The sequence below is a fragment of the Actinomadura sp. genome (genome assembly GCF_044508335.1).
GTDB lineage: Bacteria > Actinomycetota > Actinomycetes > Streptosporangiales > Streptosporangiaceae > Spirillospora.
The window spans coordinates 1-21,099 of record NZ_JBIQHY010000033.1 but is presented as its reverse complement, the minus strand read 5'-3'; the positions used below and the strand labels follow the sequence as shown (position 1 = coordinate 21,099).

23 protein-coding genes are annotated in these 21,099 nt (G+C 73.6%); 5 read left to right on the top strand and 18 right to left on the bottom strand.

Going from position 1 to position 21,099, the window contains the following annotated elements; translation table 11 throughout:
* Window positions 1–8 precede the first annotated feature (8 nt).
* From ACIWVC_RS14420 to ACIWVC_RS14410, 3 genes are all read right to left on the bottom strand, one after another.
* Entirely contained in the window at window positions 9–899 is an 891-nt protein-coding gene (locus ACIWVC_RS14420; RefSeq protein ID WP_396448697.1) for a hypothetical protein, read from the bottom strand.
* Complete coding sequence (locus ACIWVC_RS14415) at window positions 896–1,972, bottom strand: LD-carboxypeptidase (protein WP_396448696.1); 1,077 nt, start codon at window positions 1,970–1,972, stop codon at window positions 896–898. Before ACIWVC_RS14415 ends, ACIWVC_RS14420 begins: the two co-directional genes overlap by 4 nt.
* 91 nt (window positions 1,973–2,063) lie before the next feature.
* Window positions 2,064–2,831: an SIR2 family NAD-dependent protein deacylase gene (locus ACIWVC_RS14410; protein ID WP_396448695.1), complete on the bottom strand. Its 768-nt coding sequence runs from the start codon at window positions 2,829–2,831 to the stop codon at window positions 2,064–2,066.
* Between the two features lie 134 nt (window positions 2,832–2,965).
* Between ACIWVC_RS14410 and ACIWVC_RS14405 the strand changes: the two genes are divergently transcribed.
* The gene (locus tag ACIWVC_RS14405) at window positions 2,966–3,928 is read left to right on the top strand and encodes a sulfotransferase family protein (protein ID WP_396448694.1); all 963 of its coding nucleotides are present in this window, start codon (window positions 2,966–2,968) and stop codon (window positions 3,926–3,928) included.
* A gap of 4 nt (window positions 3,929–3,932) precedes the next feature.
* On the opposite strand, the gene ACIWVC_RS14400 is transcribed toward ACIWVC_RS14405, so the two are convergent.
* On the bottom strand, window positions 3,933–5,888 hold the full coding sequence (locus ACIWVC_RS14400; protein WP_396448724.1) for an ABC transporter ATP-binding protein: 1,956 nt from the start codon (window positions 5,886–5,888) through the stop codon (window positions 3,933–3,935).
* A 263-nt stretch (window positions 5,889–6,151) separates the two neighbouring features.
* Here ACIWVC_RS14400 and ACIWVC_RS14395 point away from each other — a divergent pair, with 263 nt between their 5' ends.
* Window positions 6,152–8,074, top strand: a complete 1,923-nt coding sequence (locus ACIWVC_RS14395; RefSeq protein ID WP_396448693.1) for a Xaa-Pro dipeptidyl-peptidase — start codon at window positions 6,152–6,154, stop codon at window positions 8,072–8,074.
* Between the two features lie 52 nt (window positions 8,075–8,126).
* On the opposite strand, the gene ACIWVC_RS14390 is transcribed toward ACIWVC_RS14395, so the two are convergent.
* The 3 genes from ACIWVC_RS14390 to abc-f form a co-directional block, all read right to left on the bottom strand.
* Window positions 8,127–8,957, bottom strand: a complete 831-nt coding sequence (locus ACIWVC_RS14390) for an enoyl-CoA hydratase/isomerase family protein (protein ID WP_396448692.1) — start codon at window positions 8,955–8,957, stop codon at window positions 8,127–8,129.
* A gap of 172 nt (window positions 8,958–9,129) precedes the next feature.
* On the bottom strand, window positions 9,130–9,342 hold the full coding sequence (locus ACIWVC_RS14385; protein ID WP_021596738.1) for a helix-turn-helix domain-containing protein: 213 nt from the start codon (window positions 9,340–9,342) through the stop codon (window positions 9,130–9,132).
* 116 nt (window positions 9,343–9,458) lie between these two features.
* Entirely contained in the window at window positions 9,459–11,057 is a 1,599-nt protein-coding gene (gene abc-f / locus ACIWVC_RS14380; protein WP_396448691.1) for a ribosomal protection-like ABC-F family protein, read from the bottom strand.
* 333 nt (window positions 11,058–11,390) lie between these two features.
* Between abc-f and ACIWVC_RS14375 the strand changes: the two genes are divergently transcribed.
* Window positions 11,391–12,188 (top strand): VOC family protein, encoded by a 798-nt coding sequence (locus ACIWVC_RS14375; RefSeq protein WP_396448690.1) that lies wholly within the window; start codon window positions 11,391–11,393, stop codon window positions 12,186–12,188.
* Between the two features lie 65 nt (window positions 12,189–12,253).
* Here ACIWVC_RS14375 and ACIWVC_RS14370 read toward each other — a convergent pair whose 3' ends face one another.
* Genes ACIWVC_RS14370 through ACIWVC_RS14360 form a run of 3 tightly spaced genes read right to left on the bottom strand, consistent with a single transcriptional unit; the run spans window position 12,254 to window position 14,310 of the window.
* The gene (locus tag ACIWVC_RS14370; RefSeq protein WP_396448688.1) at window positions 12,254–13,015 is read right to left on the bottom strand and encodes an AIM24 family protein; all 762 of its coding nucleotides are present in this window, start codon (window positions 13,013–13,015) and stop codon (window positions 12,254–12,256) included.
* A gap of 3 nt (window positions 13,016–13,018) precedes the next feature.
* Entirely contained in the window at window positions 13,019–13,672 is a 654-nt protein-coding gene (locus ACIWVC_RS14365) for an AIM24 family protein (RefSeq protein ID WP_396448686.1), read from the bottom strand.
* Window positions 13,672–14,310, bottom strand: coding sequence for an AIM24 family protein (locus ACIWVC_RS14360; RefSeq protein ID WP_396448685.1), 639 nt, complete (start codon window positions 14,308–14,310; stop codon window positions 13,672–13,674). Before ACIWVC_RS14360 ends, ACIWVC_RS14365 begins: the two co-directional genes overlap by 1 nt.
* A 68-nt stretch (window positions 14,311–14,378) precedes the next feature.
* On the opposite strand from ACIWVC_RS14360, the gene ACIWVC_RS14355 reads away from it, so the two are divergent.
* Window positions 14,379–14,774, top strand: coding sequence for an ABC transporter permease (locus ACIWVC_RS14355; RefSeq protein ID WP_396448684.1), 396 nt, complete (start codon window positions 14,379–14,381; stop codon window positions 14,772–14,774).
* A gap of 42 nt (window positions 14,775–14,816) precedes the next feature.
* Here ACIWVC_RS14355 and ACIWVC_RS14350 read toward each other — a convergent pair whose 3' ends face one another.
* Together ACIWVC_RS14350 and ACIWVC_RS14345 are read right to left on the bottom strand one after the other, a co-directional pair.
* Complete coding sequence (locus ACIWVC_RS14350; protein WP_396448683.1) at window positions 14,817–15,494, bottom strand: response regulator; 678 nt, start codon at window positions 15,492–15,494, stop codon at window positions 14,817–14,819.
* Complete coding sequence (locus tag ACIWVC_RS14345) at window positions 15,491–16,702, bottom strand: sensor histidine kinase (protein WP_396448682.1); 1,212 nt, start codon at window positions 16,700–16,702, stop codon at window positions 15,491–15,493. The genes ACIWVC_RS14350 and ACIWVC_RS14345 overlap by 4 nt, the downstream gene beginning before the upstream one ends.
* A gap of 123 nt (window positions 16,703–16,825) precedes the next feature.
* On the opposite strand from ACIWVC_RS14345, the gene ACIWVC_RS14340 reads away from it, so the two are divergent.
* The gene (locus ACIWVC_RS14340; protein WP_396448681.1) at window positions 16,826–17,395 is read left to right on the top strand and encodes a hypothetical protein; all 570 of its coding nucleotides are present in this window, start codon (window positions 16,826–16,828) and stop codon (window positions 17,393–17,395) included.
* A gap of 204 nt (window positions 17,396–17,599) precedes the next feature.
* On the opposite strand, the gene ACIWVC_RS14335 is transcribed toward ACIWVC_RS14340, so the two are convergent.
* The 6 genes from ACIWVC_RS14335 to ACIWVC_RS14310 all read right to left on the bottom strand — a co-directional run.
* Complete coding sequence (locus ACIWVC_RS14335; protein WP_396448680.1) at window positions 17,600–17,926, bottom strand: metal-sulfur cluster assembly factor; 327 nt, start codon at window positions 17,924–17,926, stop codon at window positions 17,600–17,602.
* Entirely contained in the window at window positions 17,923–18,381 is a 459-nt protein-coding gene (gene sufU / locus ACIWVC_RS14330) for a Fe-S cluster assembly sulfur transfer protein SufU (RefSeq protein WP_396448679.1), read from the bottom strand. Before sufU ends, ACIWVC_RS14335 begins: the two co-directional genes overlap by 4 nt.
* A 42-nt stretch (window positions 18,382–18,423) precedes the next feature.
* Window positions 18,424–19,731 carry a cysteine desulfurase gene (locus ACIWVC_RS14325; RefSeq protein WP_396448677.1) on the bottom strand — a complete coding sequence of 436 codons (1,308 nt, stop codon included), beginning with the start codon at window positions 19,729–19,731 and terminating at the stop codon, window positions 18,424–18,426.
* Window positions 19,728–20,492 (bottom strand): Fe-S cluster assembly ATPase SufC, encoded by a 765-nt coding sequence (gene sufC / locus ACIWVC_RS14320; RefSeq protein WP_396448676.1) that lies wholly within the window; start codon window positions 20,490–20,492, stop codon window positions 19,728–19,730. The genes ACIWVC_RS14325 and sufC overlap by 4 nt, the downstream gene beginning before the upstream one ends.
* Before the next feature lie 27 nt (window positions 20,493–20,519).
* Window positions 20,520–20,873, bottom strand: coding sequence for a non-heme iron oxygenase ferredoxin subunit (locus ACIWVC_RS14315; protein WP_396448674.1), 354 nt, complete (start codon window positions 20,871–20,873; stop codon window positions 20,520–20,522).
* Window positions 20,870–21,099, bottom strand: a 230-nt coding sequence (locus tag ACIWVC_RS14310) for a SufD family Fe-S cluster assembly protein (RefSeq protein WP_396448672.1), incomplete at its 5' end; no start/stop codon positions are given. The genes ACIWVC_RS14310 and ACIWVC_RS14315, both read right to left, overlap by 4 nt.

Here is a 21,099-nt window from a genome sequence, read left to right as displayed (position 1 = left end):
CGGCATGGTCAGTGCTCGGCGGCCAGGGTCGCGAGGACGGAGGCGAACTCCTCCGGCAGCACCATCGTGTCGCCCTCGTAGCGGGTCTCCAGGAGGGTCAGCTCGCCGGCGCGCCACCAGTACAGGTGCGGGCTGAGGGAGCCGGGGCCCTCCTCGTAGGCGCGGTGCGCCTGCGCCTGCAGCTCGGTCGCCGCCGCCACGGCCGCGCGGTAGCGCGCCCTCGGGTGCCCTTCGGCGATGCGGAGCGGGTGGGCGACGATGAGGCTGCGGTTCGGCGCGATGACCAGCGCCCCGTACGGGCCGATCGGGAGGTACTCCTCCAGCCAGGCCAGGTGCGTGACGGCGTAGAACGTCCAGCCGTGCAGGACCGACACGCGGACGCCGCCGAGGTCCTGCTCGTCCATCTGCAGGGGCCCGTCGGCGCGGACGTTTGCGCGGCCGAGCATGAACAGCGCGTCGCCGGAGACCGGCCAGCCGTTCATCTCCTCGGTCGTGACGGTCCGCACGGTGGTGGGGGTGTCGACGACGACGGCCTCGATCAGGCCCGGCGCGAACGGCCGGGCGGCGAGCATGCCGTTGTCGGCCTCCGCCGGGTAGATGCGGGTGCGCAGCAGGTGCTGGGCGAGGTCGAAGTCGCTGAGGTCGAGCGGCTCCTCGATCGCGGTGACGATGGTGGTGACGTGGTCGGACACCAGCGCCGGCCAGTCGTCGCGCGGCACCAGCCGGGCGAGCTGCCGCAGGTCGCGCAGGCTGACGTGCAGCCGGTTCGCGCCCTCCAGCAGCATCACCTCGCCGGGCGCGCGGGTGCAGCGGTAGCCGAGGCTCTCGGCGACCAGTACGAGCAGCGAATCGAGGGTCCCGTCGTCCCAGGGTTCGGGACGGGCATGGCGGCCGCTCATCGCGCACCTCCCGGGGGCGCTTCGAGGGTGAGCGCGCCGGGTTCCGGCACGGCGGGGTGCGGATCTCGCGGGGAGACGGTGAGCACGGCGGGTGCGCCGAGTTCGAGGGTGAGCTGGCGCGGGCCGTGCCCGGCGGGGACGCCCGCGAGGACGGGGACGCCGAGCGGGCCGAGCCGGGCGGCGAACACCGACTCCAGCTCGGCGGGGTCGCCGCAGTCGCGCCAGGAGCCGAGCGCCACGCCGGCCGCGCCGTCGAACCAGCCGGCCTGGAGGAGCTGGACGAGCATCCGGTCGACCCGGTAGGGCGCCTCGGTGACGTCCTCCAGGAACACGATGCGGCCCTCCGCGGGCGGCGGGGCGTAGGGGGTGCCGAGCAGCGCCGTGAGGAGCGAGAGGGTGCCGCCGGTGACCGGGCCCTCCGCGCGCCCCGGCCGCAGGGCGCGCGTGCCGGGGAGGACGACGGGGCCGCCGAAGAGCGCGGCGCGCAGGGCGGCGAGCGTGGCGCCGTCCGGCTCGGGCTCCGCGAGGGCGCCGGCGGGCATGGGGCCGAAGGACGTCGTGACTCCCAGGCGCGTTCCAAAAGCGGCGTGCAGCGCGGTGATGTCGCTCGACCCGTGCAGGATCTTCGGCTCGGCGACGTCGGCCGCGGCGGCCAGCGCGTCCCAGTCGAGGTGGTCGAGGACGCGGGTCGCGCCGTAGCCGCCCCGGGCGCAGACCACCGCGCGGACGCGCGGGTCGCACCAGGCGTCCTGCAGGTCGGCGGCCCGGTCGGCGTCGCTGCCGGCCAGCCGGTGCCAGTCGTCGCGGACGGGCCCGGGAGCCCCGAGGTTGACACGGTCGAAGGCGTGCTTGCCGACCACCGCGTCAAGGCCGAGACCGCGCAGCGCGGCGCAGCCGGCCTCCAGCCGGGCGGGCTCCGCCGGACCGCTCGGCGCGATCACCGCGACCCGGTCGCCCGGCCGCAACCGCCCGTACCTGCGGGTCTCGCGGGCACGGCCGCGGCCGCCGGGCACGCCGACGGCGGGCGCGGCAGGCGGCCCCTCGGCCGTCTCCGCGCGGGCGCCCCCGCTCATCAACCCGATCCCTCCTCGCACCGCGACGGATAGAGCTTGTCAGGATCCGGTCGCCAGTGGAAGAGGCGACTGGTCACGACCCGCCAACAGATCATCTCGCCGTGCCGAGCGCGAGGCCGGCGAGGCGCGGCAGCGTCTCGCCGATCGGCCGCCTGAGCACCGCGTCGGCCAGCCCATCGTACGGCGTCTCCTCCGCGTTGATGATCACCAGCCGGGCGCCGTGGTCGACCGCCTCCAGGCACAGCCCCGCGGCGGGCTGCACGGTCAGCGAGGTGCCGACGGCCAGGAACAGGTCGCAGGAGCGGGCGGCGGCGACCGCCGCGTCGAGGACGTCCGGGTCGAGGGCCTGCCCGAAGGAGATCGTCGCGGACTTCTGCACGCCGCCGCACTCGGCGCAGGGCGGGTCGTCCTCGCCGGCGTCGACGCGGGCGAGGACCTCCGGCATCGGGGTGCGCAGGCCGCAGGACAGGCAGACCGCCTCCCGCATGGTGCCGTGGATCTCGATGACCTTGGCGTCGGACGACCCGGCGCGCTGGTGCAGCCCGTCGATGTTCTGGGTGATCAGGGCGCGCAGCCGGCCGGCCCGCTCCAGCTCGACGAGCGCGGCGTGCGCGGCGTTCGGCTCGGCGTTCCACAGGGGGTGGTCGCGGCGGGACCGCCAGGCGCGCCGCCGCACCTCGGGGTCGGCGAGGTAGGCGCCGATCGTGGACATCGCCTCCGCCGACGGGTCCTTGGTCCAGACGCCCTGCGGGCCGCGGAAGTCGGGGATCCCGCTGTCGGTGGAGACCCCGGCGCCGGTCAGCACGGTGATCGCCTCGACCTTGGGCAGGAGCTCGGCGAGCGTCAGGGGAGCGTCCACCCTCACATGGTAGGCGCCGCCGCGGGGTGGGCCCGCGGCCGCCGCGCGCCGCGGTTAACGGATGGGTATCGGGCGGGCCCTTACGGGGAGTCACGGACCGACCAGCCCTCAAAAGGTGACAAACTGTGCCGCGTATGAGGTCGACGCCGCACATCCTGGTGGTCAACGGCACCAAGGTCCGCCGCCCGGTGTTCATCCTGGGGGCTCCGCACTCGGGTGCGGAGCAGCTGGCGCGCGCGGTCAAGCGGTCCCCCGGCTTCCACCTGACCATCGGGCGCCCCGGCGTGCTGCGCGTCACCTACGCGTTCGCGCGGCAGCCCTCCATCGCGACCGAGCGCGGCAAGGGCGCGGCGCGGGTGCTGCGGGACGCCTTCGCCGAGGCGTGGCAGATCTCGGCCCGGGGCTGCGCGCAGTGCCCGGACGAGTGCCGCGAGCCGGCCGGGCTGCCGCCGCGCCCGCCCGCCCCGCCCGGACGCCCGGCGCCCGAGGCCGACCTCGCCGAGCCGTGCGCGGACCCGCAGGGCCTCGAACGGTTCGCCGACGCCTCCCCCGACCTGATCTACAGCGCCGACGTGCTGCTGGACGCCTTCCCCGACGCCCAGCTCGTCCAGGTGATCCGGGACGGGCGGGACGCGGTCGCCGACATGCTGGACGACGAGCGCTGCCTCGCCTGGTTCAAGCCGGGCCTGGCCAACCTGGACACGGTGTTCCCCAACCCCTTCCTCGGCGTCGAGGACCACACCGACCGGAACCGCTGGCCGCGCGCGGCGGCCGCGGTGAAGTGCGCGCTGCGCTGGCGCGGCTCGGTGCGGCTCAGCGCGCGGCTCCGCCGGCAGATCCCCGAGGAGCAGCTGCTCACCGTCCGCTACGAGGAGCTGGTGGCGCGGCCGCGGGCCGTCGCCGCCGGGCTGTCGGAGTACCTGGACGCGCGGATCCCGAAGACGGCGTTCTCCGGCCTGGTCAGGGCGGGCGACGCGAACGACGGCGGGGTCGGGTCGTGGCGCGACCGGCTCACCCCGCGGCAGGCCGCCCAGGTCGAGAAGGTCGCCGGGACCGAGCTGCGGCGGCTCGGCTACCGGACCGGCCAGGACGCCTGACCGGCTACTCGGCGCCCAGCGGCTCGGTCTGCCGCTCCCCGTCCCGCTGGTGGGAGAACTGGGTGCGGTACAGCTCGGCGTACAGGCCGCCCGCCAGCAGCAGGTCCTCGTGCCGGCCGCGCTCTGCGACCCGGCCGTCCTCGACCACCAGGATCTGGTCGGCCTCCCGGATCGTGGACAGCCGGTGCGCGATCACCAGCGACGTCCGGCCCGCGAGGGCGGTGCGCAGTGCCCGCTGCACGGCCGCCTCGGACTCGGAGTCCAGGTGCGCGGTCGCCTCGTCCAGCACCACCACCGACGGCGCCTTCAGCAGCAGCCGCGCGATCGCGAGGCGCTGCTTCTCGCCGCCCGACAGCCGGTAGCCGCGGTCGCCGACGACGGTGTCCAGGCCGTCCGGCATCCCGGCGATGAGACCGCCGATGTGCGCGGCCTCCAGGGCCGCGAGGATCTCCTCGTCGGTGGCGTCCGGGCGGGCGTAGCGCATGTTCTCCCGGATCGAGTCGTGGAACAGGTGCGCGTCCTGGCTGACCACGCCGATCTCGGCGCGCAGCGACTCCAGCGTCACGTCGCGGACGTCGACGCCCCCGACGCGCACGGCGCCGCCGGACACGTCGTACAGCCGCGACACCAGGTGCGTGATCGTCGACTTGCCCGCGCCGGACGGCCCGACGAGCGCGACGAGCTGCCCGGGCTCGGCGCGGAAGTCGACGTCGTGCAGGACCTCCCGGCCGGGTGCGGTGTCGGTGCGGGCGATCGACTCCAGCGACGCCAGCGACACCTCGTCCGCGGACGGGTAGGCGAACCGGACGTGGTCGAACTCGATCGACGGCGCCCGCACCGGCGCCCCGGCGGGGGCGGCCGGCTTCGCGAGGTCCGGGGCCCCGGCGCGCGCCTCCCCCAGCGGGCGGGCGTCCTCGCGGTCGCGGATCAGCGGCTTGAGGTCGAGCACCTCGAAGACCCGGTCGAAGCTGACGAGCGCGGTCATGACGTCCACGTGCACGTTCGACAGCGCGGTCAGCGGCCCGTACATCCGGGTCAGCAGGGTGGCGAGCGCGACGAGCGTGCCGAGCTGGAGGGTGTCGTCCACGACGAGGTAGCCGCCGACGCCGTACACCATGGCGGTGGCGAGCGCCGCGACCAGCGTCAGCGCGGTGAAGAAGACCCGCCCGTACATGGCGGAGACGACGCCGATGTCGCGGACGCGGGCGGCGCGGCCGGAGAAGTTCCGCTCCTCCTCGGCGGGCCGCCCGTACAGCTTGGCGAGCATCGCGCCGGCGACGTTGAACCGCTCGGTCATCAGCGAGCCCAGCTCGGCGTCCAGCACCATCTGCTCGCGGCTGACCCGCTGCAGGCGCTTGCCGACCCACTTCGCCGGCAGGATGAAGATCGGGAGCAACAGCAGCGCGATCAGCGTGACCTGCCACGACAGGAACAGCATCGTGGCCAGCACCAGGGCCAGGCTGATGACGTTGGACACCACCGACGACAGCGTGGTGGTGAGGGCGCGCTGCGCGCCGATCACGTCGTTGTTGAGGCGGCTGACGAGCGAGCCCGTCTGCGCCCGCATGAAGAACGCGACGGGCTGCCGCTGGACGTGCGCGAAGACCTGGCTGCGCAGGTCGTAGATGAGCCCCTCGCCGATGCGCGCCGAGAACCAGCGCTGCGCGAGGCCGAGCACCGCCTCGACGAACGCCAGCCCCGCGACGGCGGCGGCGAGCCAGAGCACGACGTCCTGCCGGCCCGGCACGATGCCGCTGTCGATGATCGACTTCAGCAGCAGCGGGTTGGCGACGACGATCACCGCGGCCAGCGCGTTCAGCACCAGGAAGATCACCAGCTCGCGGACGTACGGGCGGGCGTACCCGGCGATGCGCCGGACCGTGCCGGGCTTGAGCTTCTGCTGGGTGACGGAGCTGTCCCTGCGGAACGAGGCCATCACCTGCCAGCCGTTGCCTGGCATTCCCACATCTGCCTCCGCTGCGTCCACGCCCCGACACCGTCGCCATCGAGGTAATCAAGTAAGCATCTCAGTATCCGGCCCGCACAACGCCGCCCCGCCCACGGGGCTTCCCCGCTCCGCTCACGGCGTAATCGCGCCGTCCGCGGCGCGGGATCGTGCCGTCCGCGGCGCCGGATCGCGCCCGTGCGCGGCCCTGGACAACCCCCGGCGCCGGTGTAAGTGTGATCGGCGTTCCCAGGCTCACACCCCCCAGGAGCCCACAAATGAGACGACGCCTCCCCGGCGGCGGCGCCGGCGTGATCACCCTCACCGCCGCGCTGCTCGCCGCGGCCGCGCTCCCAGCGTCGGCGAACGCCCCCACCGGGGCCGCCGCACCGGTCCACGAGGTCACCGTCAGGAACGGCGAGACGCAGCCGGTGTTCTCCCGCGCCGACGCCGTCACCCAGACCGTGAACATCGAGACGGCGGCCGACAGCGACCGCGACGGGGTCCGCGACCGCGTGCAGATGCGGATCATGCGCCCCAAGGAGACCGAGACGGCCGGCCTCAAGGTCCCGACGATCCTGGAGCCCAGCCCCTACTGGGCCGGCATCAACGACGTCCCCAACCACCCCGTCGACATCGGCGACGCGGCGCGGCACGCGCTGACGAGCACGCAGCGGAACCTCGCCGAGATCTTCCCCGGCTACTACGACAACTACTTCCTGCCGCGCGGGTACGCCGTCGCCGACCTCGACAGCATCGGGACGGGCGGCTCGACCGGCTGCCCCACGTCCGGGGACCGCAGCGAGCAGGCGGGCGCCAAGGCGGCGGTGGACTGGCTGAACGGCCGCGCCCGCGGCTGGGCGCCGGACGGCACCCCGGTGAAGGCGGCCTGGTCGACCGGGAACGTCGGCATGATCGGCCAGTCCTACGACGGGACGCTGCCGAACATGGCCGCCGCGACCGGCGTCGAGGGCCTGAAGGCGATCGTCCCGATCGCCGGGATCTCCAGCTGGTACGACTACTACCGCGCGGGCGGCGGCGTCGTCGCGCCCGGCGGCTTCCAGGGCGAGGACCTCGACGTCCTGGCCAGGGCGGTGCTGACGCGGCGGAACCCGGAGGTCTGCACCGAGATCATCGATGGGATCGAGGCGGCCCAGGACCGCGAGACCGGCGACTACTCCAAGGTGTGGGCCGAGCGCGACTACGTCGGGCAGGCGCGGAAGGTGCGCGCCGCCGTCATGGTCGTGCACGGGCTCAACGACTGGAACGTCAAGATCAAGAACTCGGTGCAGTGGTGGAACGCCCTGAAGAAGGCGGGCGTGCCGCGGAAGCTGTGGCTGCACCAGGGCGACCACTCGACGCCGTTCCGGTGGCGGGTCGAGGAGTGGCTGCGGCAGACGCTGCACTGGTTCGACCGGTACCTCTACGGCATCCGCAACGGGATCGAGCACGAGCCGCGGGTCGACGTGCAGCGCGCGGACGGGACGTGGGAGACGGCGCGCGACTGGCCCGTCCCGGGCACCCGCACCGTCCCGCTGAGCCTGAACGCCGGGCCGTCCGGTCAGCCGGGCGCCCTCGGCCTCCGCCCCCGCCCCGGTGACGCGCAGTCGTTCACGGACGAGGGCAGGACCCGGACCGCCGAGCAGCTGCTCGCCGGCGAGGACGCGGCCGACCCGAACCGGCTCGCCTACCTGACCGGGCCGCTGCCGTCCCCCGTCCGGATCGACGGCGTCCCGTCGGTCTCGCTGCGGGCCTCGCTCGACGGCCGGTCGCCGTACCTGACCGCGCTGCTCGTCGACTACGGCACCGACGCCCGCCCCACGGGCGCCCGCGTCGACACCGGCGAGCGGGTCTGCTACGGCCAGAGCGCGCCCGGCGACTCCGGCTGCACGACCCGGCAGGCGCTGCGGACCGAGACCGCCCCCTTCAAGATCATCACGCGGGGGTGGCTGGACGCCCGGAACCGGCACGGCTTCAGCCGGACGGAGCCGATCGAGGCCGGGAAGACCTACACGTTCCGGTGGCGGCTCGAACCCGCCGACTACACCGTGAAGGCCGGCCACCGGCTCGGCGTGATCCTGCTGTCGACCGACTACGACTACACGCTGCGCTACCCGGCCGGGACCGAGGTCGCCGTCCGGCCCGGCGTCAGCCGGGTGCTGCTGCCGCTGGCGCGCGGCGGCCGCGGCGCGCTGAAGTAGCGCGCCGCCGAGGCGCGGGAAGGGGCGGGCCGGCGGCCCGCCCCTTCTCCGGTCACCTGCCGAACATCTCGCGGAGGCGGCCGATCTGCTCGCGGCGCTCGGCGGCGCACTGCTCCTCAAGGGTGTTCTCGGCGGCCTCCCACAGCAGCCGCTTGGTCGCCACGGCCGCGCCCGGGTTCACCGCCAGCAGCGACGCGACCAGGTCGCGGACGGCGCCGTCCAGGCCGTCGCGCGGGACGACGATCTCGGCGATGCCGAGCCGGGCCGCCTCGTCGGCGGGCACGGTCCGCGCCGTCAGGCACAGCTCCAGCGCGCGCCCGATGCCGACGATCTCCACCAGCGGCTTGGTGCCGGTCAGGTCGGGGACGAGCCCGAGCGCCGGCTCCCTCATGCAGAACTTGGCGTCGTCGGCGGCCACCCGGATGTCGCAGGCCAGCGCGAGCTGGAAGCCGCCGCCGATCGCGTGCCCGTGCACGGCCGCGACCGTGACGATCTCGGGGCGCCGCAGCCAGGTGTAGCCCTCCTGCAGTTCCGCGATGAAGCGGTCGGTGGCCTCGGCGTCCGAGCCGTCGGCGAAGCCCTCGCCGTCTCCGGAGAACATGCCGAGGTCGATGCCCGCCGAGAAGCACGGGCCCTCGCCGCGCAGGACGACGACGCGCACGCCCGCGGGGAGGGAGCGGCCGATCGCGGCGAGGCCGCGCCAGGTGTCGAACGTCATGGCGTTGCGCCGCTCGGGCCGGTTCAGGGTGACGGTCGCGAGGGCGCCGTCCACCTCCAGCCGCAGCCCGGCCTTCGCCAGCTCCGCCCCGCCCGGCGGCTCCGCCCCGCCCGGACCGGTGCCCTCGCTGACCGCTTCCGGCCGTCCCGTCGTCGCGTCCCCCACTGGTATTCCTCTCGATGAGCGTGCCCGCGCCGGTGCGGCGGGAGCATGGCGGGCCCGCCCCGCCGTCCACGGGGCGGGACCCGCTCGCCCGGTCCGCCGCCGCGACCGAACCCTACTCGGTCGGCCGCGGCGCCGGATCAGGCGGTGCGCTCATCCGGGGGCAGGGGTCCGGTCAGGACTTCTTGCCCCGGGTCGCGCCACCGCGACCGCGCAGGTTGACGCCGGACTCGGTCAGAATCCGGTGGATGAAACCGTACGAGCGGCCGGTGGCGGCTGCCAGGGCGCGGATGCTCTCGCCGGAGTCGTACCTCTTCTTCAGGTCCGCCGCCAGCTTGTCGCGCTCGGCACCGGTCACGCGGGTGCCCTTCTTAAGGGTCTCGGCCACGAGTACCTCCCGTAGTGATGTGGTGACCGCTGCGTTATCCCCCGCCATGATCAGTCATTCCCGGCTGTTCGGCTACCCACTCGGCCAGAAAAGATCTGCGGAAGTCACCTCGCAGGTCACGCGAGCGCCACCAGATCGGCAAACTCGTCACTCCAGATGTCTTCCACACCATCGGGCAGCAAAATCACTCTTTCCGGCGCGAGCGCCTCGACCGCCCCCTCGTCGTGGGTCACCAGGACGATGGCCCCGGCGAACGTCCGCAGGGCGCCGAGGATCTCCTCGCGGCTCGCCGGGTCGAGGTTGTTGGTGGGCTCGTCCAGGAGCAGGACGTTCGCGCTGGACACCACGAGCATCGCCAGCGCCAGCCGGGTCTTCTCGCCGCCGGACAGGACGCCCGCGGGCTTGTCGACGTCGTCGCCGGAGAACAGGAACGAGCCGAGGATCTTGCGGACCTCGACCGGCGCCATGCCGGGCGCCGCCGACTGCATGTTCTCCAGGACGGACCGGTCGACGTCCAGCGTCTCGTGCTCCTGGGCGTAGTAGCCGATCCGCAGGCCGTGCCCGGCCACGACCCTGCCGGTGTCGGGCTCGTCGATGCCCGCGAGCAGGCGCAGCAGCGTGGTCTTGCCCGCGCCGTTCAGGCCGAGCACGACGACGCGGCTGCCCCGGTCGACGGCCAGGTCCACGTCGGTGAAAATCTCCAAAGATCCGTACGATTTCGACAAACCCTCCGCGGTGAGGGGGGTTCTGCCGCACGGGGCCGGGTCCGGGAAGCGGATCTTGGCGACCTTGTCGGCCTGCCGCTCGCCCTCCACGCCCGCGAGCAGCCGCCGGGCGCGCCGATCCATCTGCTGGGCCGCCTTCGCCTTGGTCGCCTTCGCGCGCATCTTGTCGGCCTGCGACAGCAGCGCCGACGCCTGCCGCTGCGCGTTGGCCGACTCGCGCTTGCGGCGCCGCTCGTCCGTCTCCCGCTGGTCGAGGTACTTCTTCCAGCCGACGTTGTAGATGTCGATCACGCAGCGGTTCGCGTCCAGGTGGAACACCCGGTTGACGACCGCGTCCAGCAGCTCCACGTCGTGGCTGATCACCACGAGGCCGCCCTGGTGGCCCTTCAGGAAGTCGCGGAGCCAGACGATCGAGTCGGCGTCCAGGTGGTTGGTCGGCTCGTCCAGCAGCAGGGTGTCGGCGCCGGAGAACAGGATGCGGGCCAGCTCCACCCGGCGCCGCTGCCCGCCCGACAGCGTCCCGAGGGGCTGGGTCATCACCCGGTCCGGCAGGCCGAGGCTGGAGGCGATCGACGCCGCCTCCGCCTCCGCCGAGTAGCCGCCGAGCACGTGCAGCCGCTCCTCCAGCCGCCCGTACCGGCGGACGGCCCTGTCGCGCTCGGCGCCGGTCGCGGCCGCCATGGCGTCCTCGGCGGCGCGCAGCTCGCGGATCACCTCGTCCAGCCCGCGGGCCGACAGGATCCGGTCGCGGGCCAGCTCGTCCAGGTCGACGCCGCGCGGGTCCTGCGGCAGGTAGCCGATCGTGCCGGAGGACGTCACGGCGCCCTGCGCGGGCAGCGCCTCCCCGGCCAGCACCTTGGTGAGGGTCGTCTTGCCGGCGCCGTTGCGCCCCACGAAGCCGACCCGGTCGCCGGGGTTCACCCGGAACGTGGCGGCCTCGATCAGCAGCCGGGACCCGGCGCGCAGCTCGATGTCTTTCGCGATGATCACAGTGACAGGGCTCCCCTGACGGACGGCTCGGTGGACAGGCGCACGAAACGGCGCGCCGCGCGGCCTCGCAGGCCGCTGGCGCGCCGGGCGCACTGTCAGTTCGGGAGCTGAACCATCCGCCCAGTGTACGTGAGGCCGGGCGGCGCTCCGCCGTCCCAGGGCGGCGGGAGGGCCCTGCGGGACGGGGCCGGAGGGCGCGGGCCGGTCCCGGCCATGCCGATCCCGTGCGGCGGCGATGTGTGAACGGCCCTCCGGGGGCCAGGATGAGGGTGGCGGCGTGCGGCGGATCGGCATCCGGGACCGGTGGTCCCGGCACGAAGGAGTGTGAGTCGGATGACCCAGGTCACGGGCAACGCGCCGGACGGGACGCCGAACTGGCTCGACATCGGCGTCCCCGACCTGGAGCGGGCCAAGACGTTCTACGGGACGCTCCTGGGCTGGCAGTTCCAGGACACCGGCCCCGAAGGGGGCCACTACAACATGTGCACGCTGCGCGGCGAGCCCGTCGCCGGGATGGCGCCGAACCCCGACGACCGGCCCGCCCGCTACTGGTGGACCGTCTACTTCGCCACCGGCGACTGCGACGGGCTGATCAAGCGCGCCGCCGACGCCGGCGGGGAGGTCGTCGTCCCCGCCATGGACGTGATGGACCAGGGCCGCCTGGCGATCCTGAAGGACCCGGTCGGAGGCCAGTTCGGCCTGTGGCAGGGGCAGGCCCACCCCGGCTCCCGGATCGTCGACGAGCCGGGGTCGTTCACCTGGAACGAGCTCTTCGCGCCCGACGCCGGGCCGGCCCGCGACTTCTACACCGCGGTGTTCGGCTACGAGCTGGAGCAGATCCCGGGCGGGCTGGACTACACCGTGCTGCGCCGGGCGGGCGACGGCCGCTACATCGGCGGCATCCTCGGCGGCGAGGGCCTCGTCCTCGGCGGCGGCGGGGACCCGGTCGCCTCATGGCTCACCTACTTCGCGGTCGACGACCCCGACGAGGCGGCCCGCAAGGTCCGCGCCGGAGGCGGCACCGTGGACGAGGAGCCGGTGGACACCCCGTACGGGCGCATCGCCACCGTCCGCGACCCGTTCGGGGTGCCGTTCCGCGTGATGAGGCCGGCGCCCCAGCCCTCGTCGTGACGGCGCCTCGGGGGCCCGGCGCGCCGCCGGGCCCCCGGAGGCGCGCCCCGGCCCGGGTTGCGGGGTCAGCCCTGCCGCTCGGCGGCGAGCCGCTGCCCGATCGTCCGGTGCAGCCGCTGCAGGCCGGACGTGCCGACCAGGCCGATCTGCCCTTCGAGGTCGCGCAGCAGGACGTCCTCGTTCATCACGGTCTCCGACGACTGCATCAGCACGGTGCCCTGGCCGGTGAAGTCGAACTGGTGCTCCTCGCCGGACTGGCCGCCGATCCCGAACACCATGCGCGCCGCGCCGAACGCCCCGCGCATGTAGGAGTGGTCGTAGTGGTGGCAGGGCGACGGGCAGTCGGCCCAGCCGAGCAGCGCCTGCGGGTCGACCCGGATCGGCGGCTCGACGAAGTGGACGGGCCCGTTGGAGGCCGCCACGAACCGCCCCGTGCCGATCAGCGTCAGGAACCCCGGGATGATCGACTGCTTGAGCTCCAGGCCCGGCTCGAACGCCAGCAGGTTCCCGGCGCGGACGGTGAGGTTGCCGTCCTCCAGGTCGTAGGAGTTGACGTCGTAGCCCCGGTCGGCGAGGAGGAGCTTGCCCTGCCCCTGCGCGACGATCCAGTCCTGCGCGTACAGCGGAGAGTTGAACGTGTGCGCGACGAGGGAGTCCAGGGGCCCCGCCGACAGCGCCTCGAACCTGATCTGCCCGTAGTAGGCGATCATCTTGCCCTTCTGCGCGAACCACTGCCCGTTGAGGTCGACGCTGAAGGCGTAGGAGTTGACGTTGTCGTTGGACGGGAGCGTGTACGGGTTCCAGGTCTGCGTGCCGAACGTGCTCACGGGTCAGATCTTCCTCTCGCTGGCCTGGACGTAGACGACGCCGGAGCCGCTCAGCTCCAGCTGGAACCCCTCGCCGGAGCCGCGCCCGATCATGTCGCGCAGCCCGACCGCCGTGGTCAGCCTGTTCTGCACCTGGCCGCGGTGGGCCACGTAGGCCTGCGGGTCGACGTGGACGGGGCGCTGCGGGGTGATCGGCATCTCCATCACGCCCCCGTGCGACAGCAGCGCGCAGGAGCCCTGCCCGGTGAGCGTCGTGGTGAACAGGCCCTGCCCGGTGACCGCGCCGCGGACGATGCCGCGCACACCGCCCTGCTCGCCCATGAACATCGTCCCGACCTGGAGGGTCGCGTCGTGCACCAGCAGCCGGTCGGCCTCGGCGTACAGGGTGTCGGCGCCGTTCAGGTCGACGACGGTGACCTCCAGCCCGCGGTGCCCGAACATGACGGTGCCCTGCCCGGTCACGTGCATCATCGCGCTGCGCTCGCCGGCGACCGCGCGCCCGATCGTGCCGCCGATGCCCTGCCCGGCCGTCGCGGTCGGGGCGAACGACACGGCCCCGGTGTAGGCGAGCATCGCGCCGCGCTTGCTGTAGACCTCCCGCCCCGGCCCGATCGGCACCTGGAGCATCTTGGAGTTGATCGACTGGTATCCGGGCATCAGATCTCCAGAATCCCGCCGCGCTCGGCCGGCTGGACGTACACCAGCCCGTGCCCCTGGTACCGGAACTGCACGCTCTCCCCCGATCCCTGGCCGATCACCGTCCGCCAGTTGACGTCGGTGACCACGTCCTGCTGGAGCTGCCCGTGATGGCAGACGTAGGCGTGCGGGTCGACGCACAGCGGCGTCTGCGGCGTCACCTCCAGCGCGATGGCCGGGCCGTCGGACAGCACCGCGACCGTCCCGTGCCCGTCCACCTTCGTGGTGGCGAGGCCCTGCCCGGTGCCCATGCCCCGCAGCCCCACGAACTGGACGCCCGTCTGCAGGTTCCCGTCGAGGGCCAGCAGGCTCTCCGACTCCACGAACAGGGTGTCGCCGGTGAGCTGGACGAGCGTGACCTCCGTCGCCTCGCTCGCCAGGTACACCGTGCCCTGCCCGGTGACCTCCATGAGGGTCATGCCCTCGCCCGCGATGCGCCGCTTGAGGGCGCCCCGCAGCCCCTCGCCGCCCGTCATGCCCTGCCGCTTGAACGACATCTGGCCCTCGTAGGCGACCATGGAGCCGTTCAGCGCCCTGATGGTCTCGCCGGCGAGGTCGACGGCGAGCATCTTCGAGCCGTTCAATCGAAATTGCGCCACGAAGCGAGAAGATACAGCCCGGCGCGTTGCCGGTCCCGCTCGCGCGCACATCGGGAAGGATGAGCACCATGTGGATCGCTCCCGAACGCCGCAGTCTCAGCCGGTGGGCCGTGCCAGGGCTCGTCCTGGGCGCCGGTGTGGTGGTCGGGGCCGTGCTGGCCGCCGAAGGTCGGTCCGGGACGGCCCTCATCGCGCTGGCCGCGCTCACCGGGTACGCCCTGTACCTGGGCTACCGGCGCAACGAGCCGGCGCTGCCGATCAGCGACGGGTTCGGGTCCGGCACCCGGGCCCGCGCGCACCTGCGCGCCGCCGCGACGACCGGCGACGTGCTGACCGTCGCGGTCGTCGGCGCCCTCGTCGTGCAGGCGCTGCGCGGCGCCGACATCACCGCCTACGCGTGGCTGGCGGCCCTGGCCGGCGTCACGTACCTGATCGCCGCCCTGGCCGGCGCCCGCAGTCTCTGACCGCCGCACCGGGAGCGCCGCGCTGAGAGCACCGCAGCGCGATCAGCGCGGCCCCGGCGGGCCCTCGGATGGATCACGCCCGGAAAGTCCGGTGGCGGCCATTTCCTGGGCGAGGATGGCCGCCTGCACGCGGCCGGCCAGCCCGAGCTTGCCGAGGATGCGGCTGACGTGCGTCTTGGTGGTCGTCTCGGCCATGTCGAGGCGGGCCGCGATCTGCCCGTTCGACAGGCCCTCGCCCAGGCACGCGAACACCTCGCGCTCCCGGGGCGTCAGCTCGTCCAGGCCGGGCGCCTCCGCCGGCGCCGCCGGGCGGGACGCGAACGCAGCGATCAGCCGCCGGGTCACCCGCGGGGCGATGATGCCCTCGCCCGCCGCGACCGTCCGGACGGCCTCCACGAGCCCGTCGGCGTCCACGTCCTTCAGCAGGAAGCCGGCGGCGCCCGCGCGGAGCGCCCCGAACACGTACTCGTCCATGTCGAACGTCGTCAGCACCAGCACGTCGGTGAACCGGGCGATCTCCCGGGTGGCGCCGATGCCGTCCAGGCGGGGCATGCGGACGTCCATGAGCACCACGTCGGGGCGCAGCTCCCGGGCCAGCTCCACCGCGCGCAGCCCGTCCGCGGCCTCGCCGACGACCCGCACATCCGGCGCGCCGCGCAGGATCAGCACCAGGCCGGCCCGCACCGCCGCCTGGTCGTCGGCGACCAGCACCTCGATCATGGCGTCCTCTCCAGCTCCACGGGCAGCTCGGCGTGCACCCGCCACCGGCCGCCGTCCGGCCCCGCGTCGAACTCCCCGTCCAGCATCACCGCGCGCTCGCGCATCCCGACCAGCCCGCTGCCGCTGCCGGGGAGCCGGGAGCCGTCCCGGCCGAGCGGGCTGAGCACGTCGATCACCAGCCGCCGGCCGTACCGGACGCGGACCTCGGCGCGGCCCGGCCCGGCGTGCTTGAGCGCGTTCGTCAGCGACTCCTGGACGATCCGGTACGCGGCCAGCTCCACCGCCGCGGGCAGCTCCACCGGCTCCCCCGCGACCTCCAGGGAGGCCGACAGGTCCGACCGCGCGGTGTGCCGGACGAGCCGGTCCAGCTCGGCGAGCCGCGGCCGGGCGGCCGGGTCGGCGTCGCCGCCGTCGCGCAGCAGCCCGATCATCCGGCGCATCTCGGCGAGCCCCTGCACGCTGTTCTCCCGGATGACGCGCATGGACCGCTCGATCTCGTCCCGGTCCAGGTCGGGCACCCGCAGCACCGCCGAGGAGTGCAGCGCCACCGCGCTCAGATGGTTGGCGATCACGTCGTGCAGCTCGCGGGCCATCCGGGCCCGCTCGGCGGTCACCGCGGCGCGCCGGTCCAGCTCCGCCAGCCGCGCCACCTGCTCGGCCCGCTCGCGCTCGGCCTCGGCGCGGCGCCGCTCGGCCTCGGCCCGCCGCCGCTCCGCCTCCGCCCGGAACCGGTGCTCGCGGACGGCCATCGCGGTCAGCACCGGCGCCACCCAGACCAGTCCGGCGACCGCGCCCACCACCACGCCGACCGCGACGCCGCGCAGCGCGATCCCGACGCCCGCCGCCACCGCGAGCGACGCGAAGACCGTCGCCCCGAGCAGCCACTCCGCGGTCCGCCGCCGCCCGTACAGGCACGCCGCGTACAGCGCGTCCCCGTAGATCATCGCGGTGGCGATGCTCGGCCCGAGCGCCACGTCGGCGAAGTTGAACGGCGTCGCGAGCGCCAGCCCGGTCAGCGGCGCCGTCCGCCGCAGCAGCATCGCCGAGCACAGCCCGAGCAGCGGGACGAGGCGCACCCAGCGCGACGGGTCCCAGTCCGGCGACCAGGCCGAGTAGCCGTGCGCCGCCAGCATCAGCAGCCCGCCGGCGAGTGCGGCCACCGTGATCAGCGCGTCCTGGCGCGTGGTCGCCCGTCGGATCGGATGCACGGATACATCTCAGCATCCCCGCGGCCGTGCCTCGTCCGCCCGGGTGAGGACCCCGCGTACATCCTTCGGACGACCCGGAGAACGTCGCCGCGGACGACGATCCGCCGCCCCGCCGGGCGCACGATGGAACCCGTGCTCATCGCCGTCATCGCCGGCTGCGAGATCGGCTTCTGGATCGTCCTCGCCGCCGGCCTCGCCGCCCGCTACCCGCTGCGGCTGCGCCGCACCGGCGCGGCGCTGCTGATCTGCGTCCCGCTGGTCGACCTGGTCCTGCTGGCCGCCACCGCGATCGACCTGCGCGGCGGGGCGACCGCCGGCACCGGCCACGGCCTGGCCGCCGCCTACCTCGGCTACTCCGTCGCGTTCGGGCACAGCGTGGTCCGCTGGGCCGACGAGCGCTTCGCGCACCGCTTCGCCGGCGGCCCGCCGCCCCGCGGCAGGCCCGCGTACGGCGCCGCCCGCACCCGCTACGAGTGGCGCGAGTTCGGCAAGGCGGCCCTGGCGACCGCCATCGCCTGCGGCATCCTCCTCGCGATGATCGTCCTGGTGGACGACCCCGCCCGCACCGGGGCCCTCACCGCCTGGCTCGGCCGCCTGGGCGTCGTCCTGGCGATCTGGGCCATCTGGCCGGTCAGCCACACCCTCTGGCCGGCGAAGCCGAAGGAGCGCGCAGACCGCGCGCCGCGAGAGTGACGATCGCCGCCGGGTCGGGCGGCAGCGCGCGGCAGGACGGGTCCGGGGACTCCGGGGGTGCGGCCATCCTGGCTCCCTCCGCACGGGCGATCGCACAGCCGTCAAGAGCGTCGCATCGCGGCGCGCGCCGCGATGCGGGAACGCGCGCCGGCCGCGCCCCGCGGGCGGGGGCGCGGCCGGTGCGAGCGGTGCGAGCGGTGCGGGTCAGACGTTGAAGCCGAGGGCGCGGAGCTGGTCGCGGCCGTCGTCGGTGATCTTGTCGGGCCCCCACGGGGGGAGCCAGACCCAGTTGATCTTGACGTCCTTGACGATGCCCTCCAGGGCGCTGTGGGCCTGGTCCTCGATCACGTCGGTGAGCGGGCAGGCGGCGCTGGTGAGCGTCATGTCGATGGTGGCGACCTCGTCGTCCAGGTTGATCCCGTAGATCAGGCCGAGGTCGACGACGTTGATGCCGAGCTCGGGGTCGACGACGTCCTTGAGCGCCTCCAGGACCTCTTCCTCCTGGACCGTGGTACCGGGCGTGTCGGTCATGATGCCTCTCCGAGTGCGCGTGCGGTCGCGTCCTTCCACGCCATCCAGGCGAGCAGGGCGCATTTGATCCTGGCGGGGTACTTGGAGACCCCCGCGAAGGCGATGGCGTCCTCCAGGACGTCCTCGTCCGGCTCGACGTCCCGGCCGCGGGACTGCATCAGGGCCAGGAACTCCTCGCCGACCGCCATCGCCTCCTTCACGGACTTTCCGATGATCAGGTCGGACATCACCGAGGCGCTGGCCTGGCTGATCGAGCAGCCCATGGCGTCGTAGGACACGTCGGCGACCGTGGCGTCCTGGCCGTCGCCGTCGAGGTGGACGCGCAGCGTCACCTCGTCACCGCAGGTCGGGTTGACGTGGTGCGCCTCGCCCTCGAACGGCTCCCGCAGCCCCCTGTGGTGGGGGTTGCGGTAGTGGTCCAGGATGACCTCCTGGTACATCGCCTCCAGCTGCATGTCGTCCCTTCCAAGCCTTTTTCGCTACAACCGGCCCGCGCGTCAGTGTGTTCCGAAGAACTTCTGCGCGTGCCGTACCCCGTCGGCGAGCGCGTCCACGTCGGCGAGGGTGTTGTAGAGGTAGAACGTCGCGCGGGTGGTCGCCGGGATGCCGAAGCGCCGGCAGATCGGCCACGCGCAGTGGTGGCCGACGCGGACCTCGACGCCCAGGTCGTCCAGGACCTGGCCGACGTCGTGCGGGTGGATGTCCTCGACGGTGAACGACACCGCGCCGCCCCGCGCCTCGGTGGTGCCGGGGCCGATGACGCGGACGCCGGGGATCTCGCCGAGCCGCTCCAGGGAGTAGCCGACGAGGGCCTCCTCGTGGGCGTGGACGCGGTCCATGCCGATCTCGGCGAGGTAGTCGCACGCGACGCCGAGCCCGATCGCCTGCGCGGTCATCGGGACGCCCGCCTCGAACCGCTGCGGGGGCGGCATGAACGTGGTCTCCTCCATGTGGACGACCTCGATCATGGAACCACCGGTGATGAACGGCGGCATGGCCTCCAGCAGCTCGCCGCGGCCCCACAGGACGCCGATGCCGGTCGGGCCGAGCATCTTGTGCCCGGAGAACGCCAGGAAGTCGGCGCCGAGCCCGGTCACGTCGACCGGCTGGTGCGGGACGGACTGCGCGGCGTCCAGCAGGACGAGCGCGCCGACCGCGTGCGCCCGCTCGGCGATCAGCTGGACCGGCGGGACGGTGCCGAGCACGTTCGACTGGTGCGTCAGCGCGACGATCTTGGTGCGCTCGTTGACCAGCTCGTCGAGCCCCTCCAGGTCGAGGCGGCCCTCGTCGGTGATGCCGAACCAGCGCAGCGTCGCCCCGGTGCGCAGGCAGAGCTGCTGCCACGGGACGAGGTTGGCGTGGTGCTCCATCTCCGACACCACGATCTCGTCGCCGGGGCCGACCGCGAACCGCTCGGCCTCCGGGCCCGCGGTCGCGGCGTTGCTCATCGCGTACGCGACGAGGTTGATGCCCTCGGTGGCGTTCTTGGTGAACACGATCTCGCCGGGCGTCGCGCCGATGAACCGGGCGATGGAGGCGCGGGCGTTCTCGTAGGCCTCCGTCGCCTCCTCGGCGAGCAGGTGCGCGCCGCGGTGCGGGGCCGCGTTGTGCCGCTCGTAGAACTCCCGCTCGGCGTCCAGCACCCGGAGGGGCTTCTGCGACGTCGCCCCCGAGTCGAGGTACACGAGCGGACGCCCGCCGCGGACCGTGCGGCCCAGCAGCGGGAAGTCCTTCTTCAGCTCCTCGGGGAGCAGGCCCGCCCCGGGCGGGGCCGCGGCCGCCCGGCCCGCCTCGCTCGCCGTCATAGGGACGCGCCCGCCTTCGCGTACTTCTCGTAGCCCTGCTCCTCCAGCTCGTCGGCCAGTTCCGGGCCGCCCTCGGCGACGACGCGGCCGGCGGCGAACACGTGCACGAAGTCGGGCTTCACGTACCGCAGGATGCGGGTGTAGTGGGTGATGAGCAGGACGCCCGTCTCACCGGAGGCGAACCGGTTCACGCCCTCGGAGACGACCTTGAGGGCGTCGACGTCGAGGCCGGAGTCGGTCTCGTCGAGGATGGCGACCTTCGGCTTGAGCATCTCCAGCTGCAGGATCTCGTGCCGCTTCTTCTCGCCGCCGGAGAAGCCCTCGTTCAGGCTGCGCTGCGCGAACGACGGGTCGATGGACAGGTTGTCCATCGCCGTCTTCATCTCCTTGGAGAACTCGCGGAGCTTCGGGGCCTCGCCGCGCACGGCGGTCACGGCCGAGCGCAGGAAGTTGGAGACGGACACGCCCGGCACCTCGACCGGGTACTGCATCGCCAGGAACAGCCCGGCGCGGGCGCGCTCGTCGACGGACATCGCGAGGACGTCCTCGCCGTCCAGCGTCACGGTCCCGGACGTCACCTCGTACTTGGGGTGGCCGGCGACCGCGTAGGCCAGGGTGGACTTGCCGGAGCCGTTCGGCCCCATGAGCGCGTGGGTCTCGCCGGCCTGCACGGTCAGGTCGACCCCGCGCAGGATCTCCTTCGCCCCGTCGGAGCCGTCGCCGACGGAGACGTGGAGGTCGCGGATCTCTAGCGTGGCCATAGTGCGTGTGGTTCCTTCGTCGTGGGGTCAGTCGTCGCCGAGCGAGACGTAGACGTCCCCGCCCTCGACCTTGACCTTGTAGGTGGCGACCGGCTGCGTGGCCGGAGGGTTGGTGGGCTTGCCGCTGCGCAGGTCGAAGCAGGACCCGTGCAGCCAGCACTCGATCGTGCCGTCGTAGACCTCGCCCTCGGACAGCGAGACCTCGGCGTGCGTGCAGATGTCGTTGACGGCGTACACGTCCTCGCCGCTGCGCACGATGGCGATGGGCGTGTCGCCGACCTCGACGCCGAGCGCCCCGTCGGCGGGGACCTCGTCGAGCGCGCACACCTTCACGTACCCCTCCTGCGGGGTCGTGTTCCCGGATTTCGCGGTCTCGGTCATCGGGCGGCTCCCTGGTCCAGCTCTTCCTCAATGGCCTCGCGCACCTTGTCGCGGACCTCGGGGACCTCGATCCGCTCGACGAGCTGACCGAGGAAGCCCCGCACGACCATGCGCCGCGCCTCGTCGAAGGTGATGCCGCGCGCCTGCAGGTAGAACAGGTGCTGGTCGTCCAGCCGCCCGGACGCCGAGGCGTGCCCGGCGCCGGCGACCTCGCCGGTGAGGATCT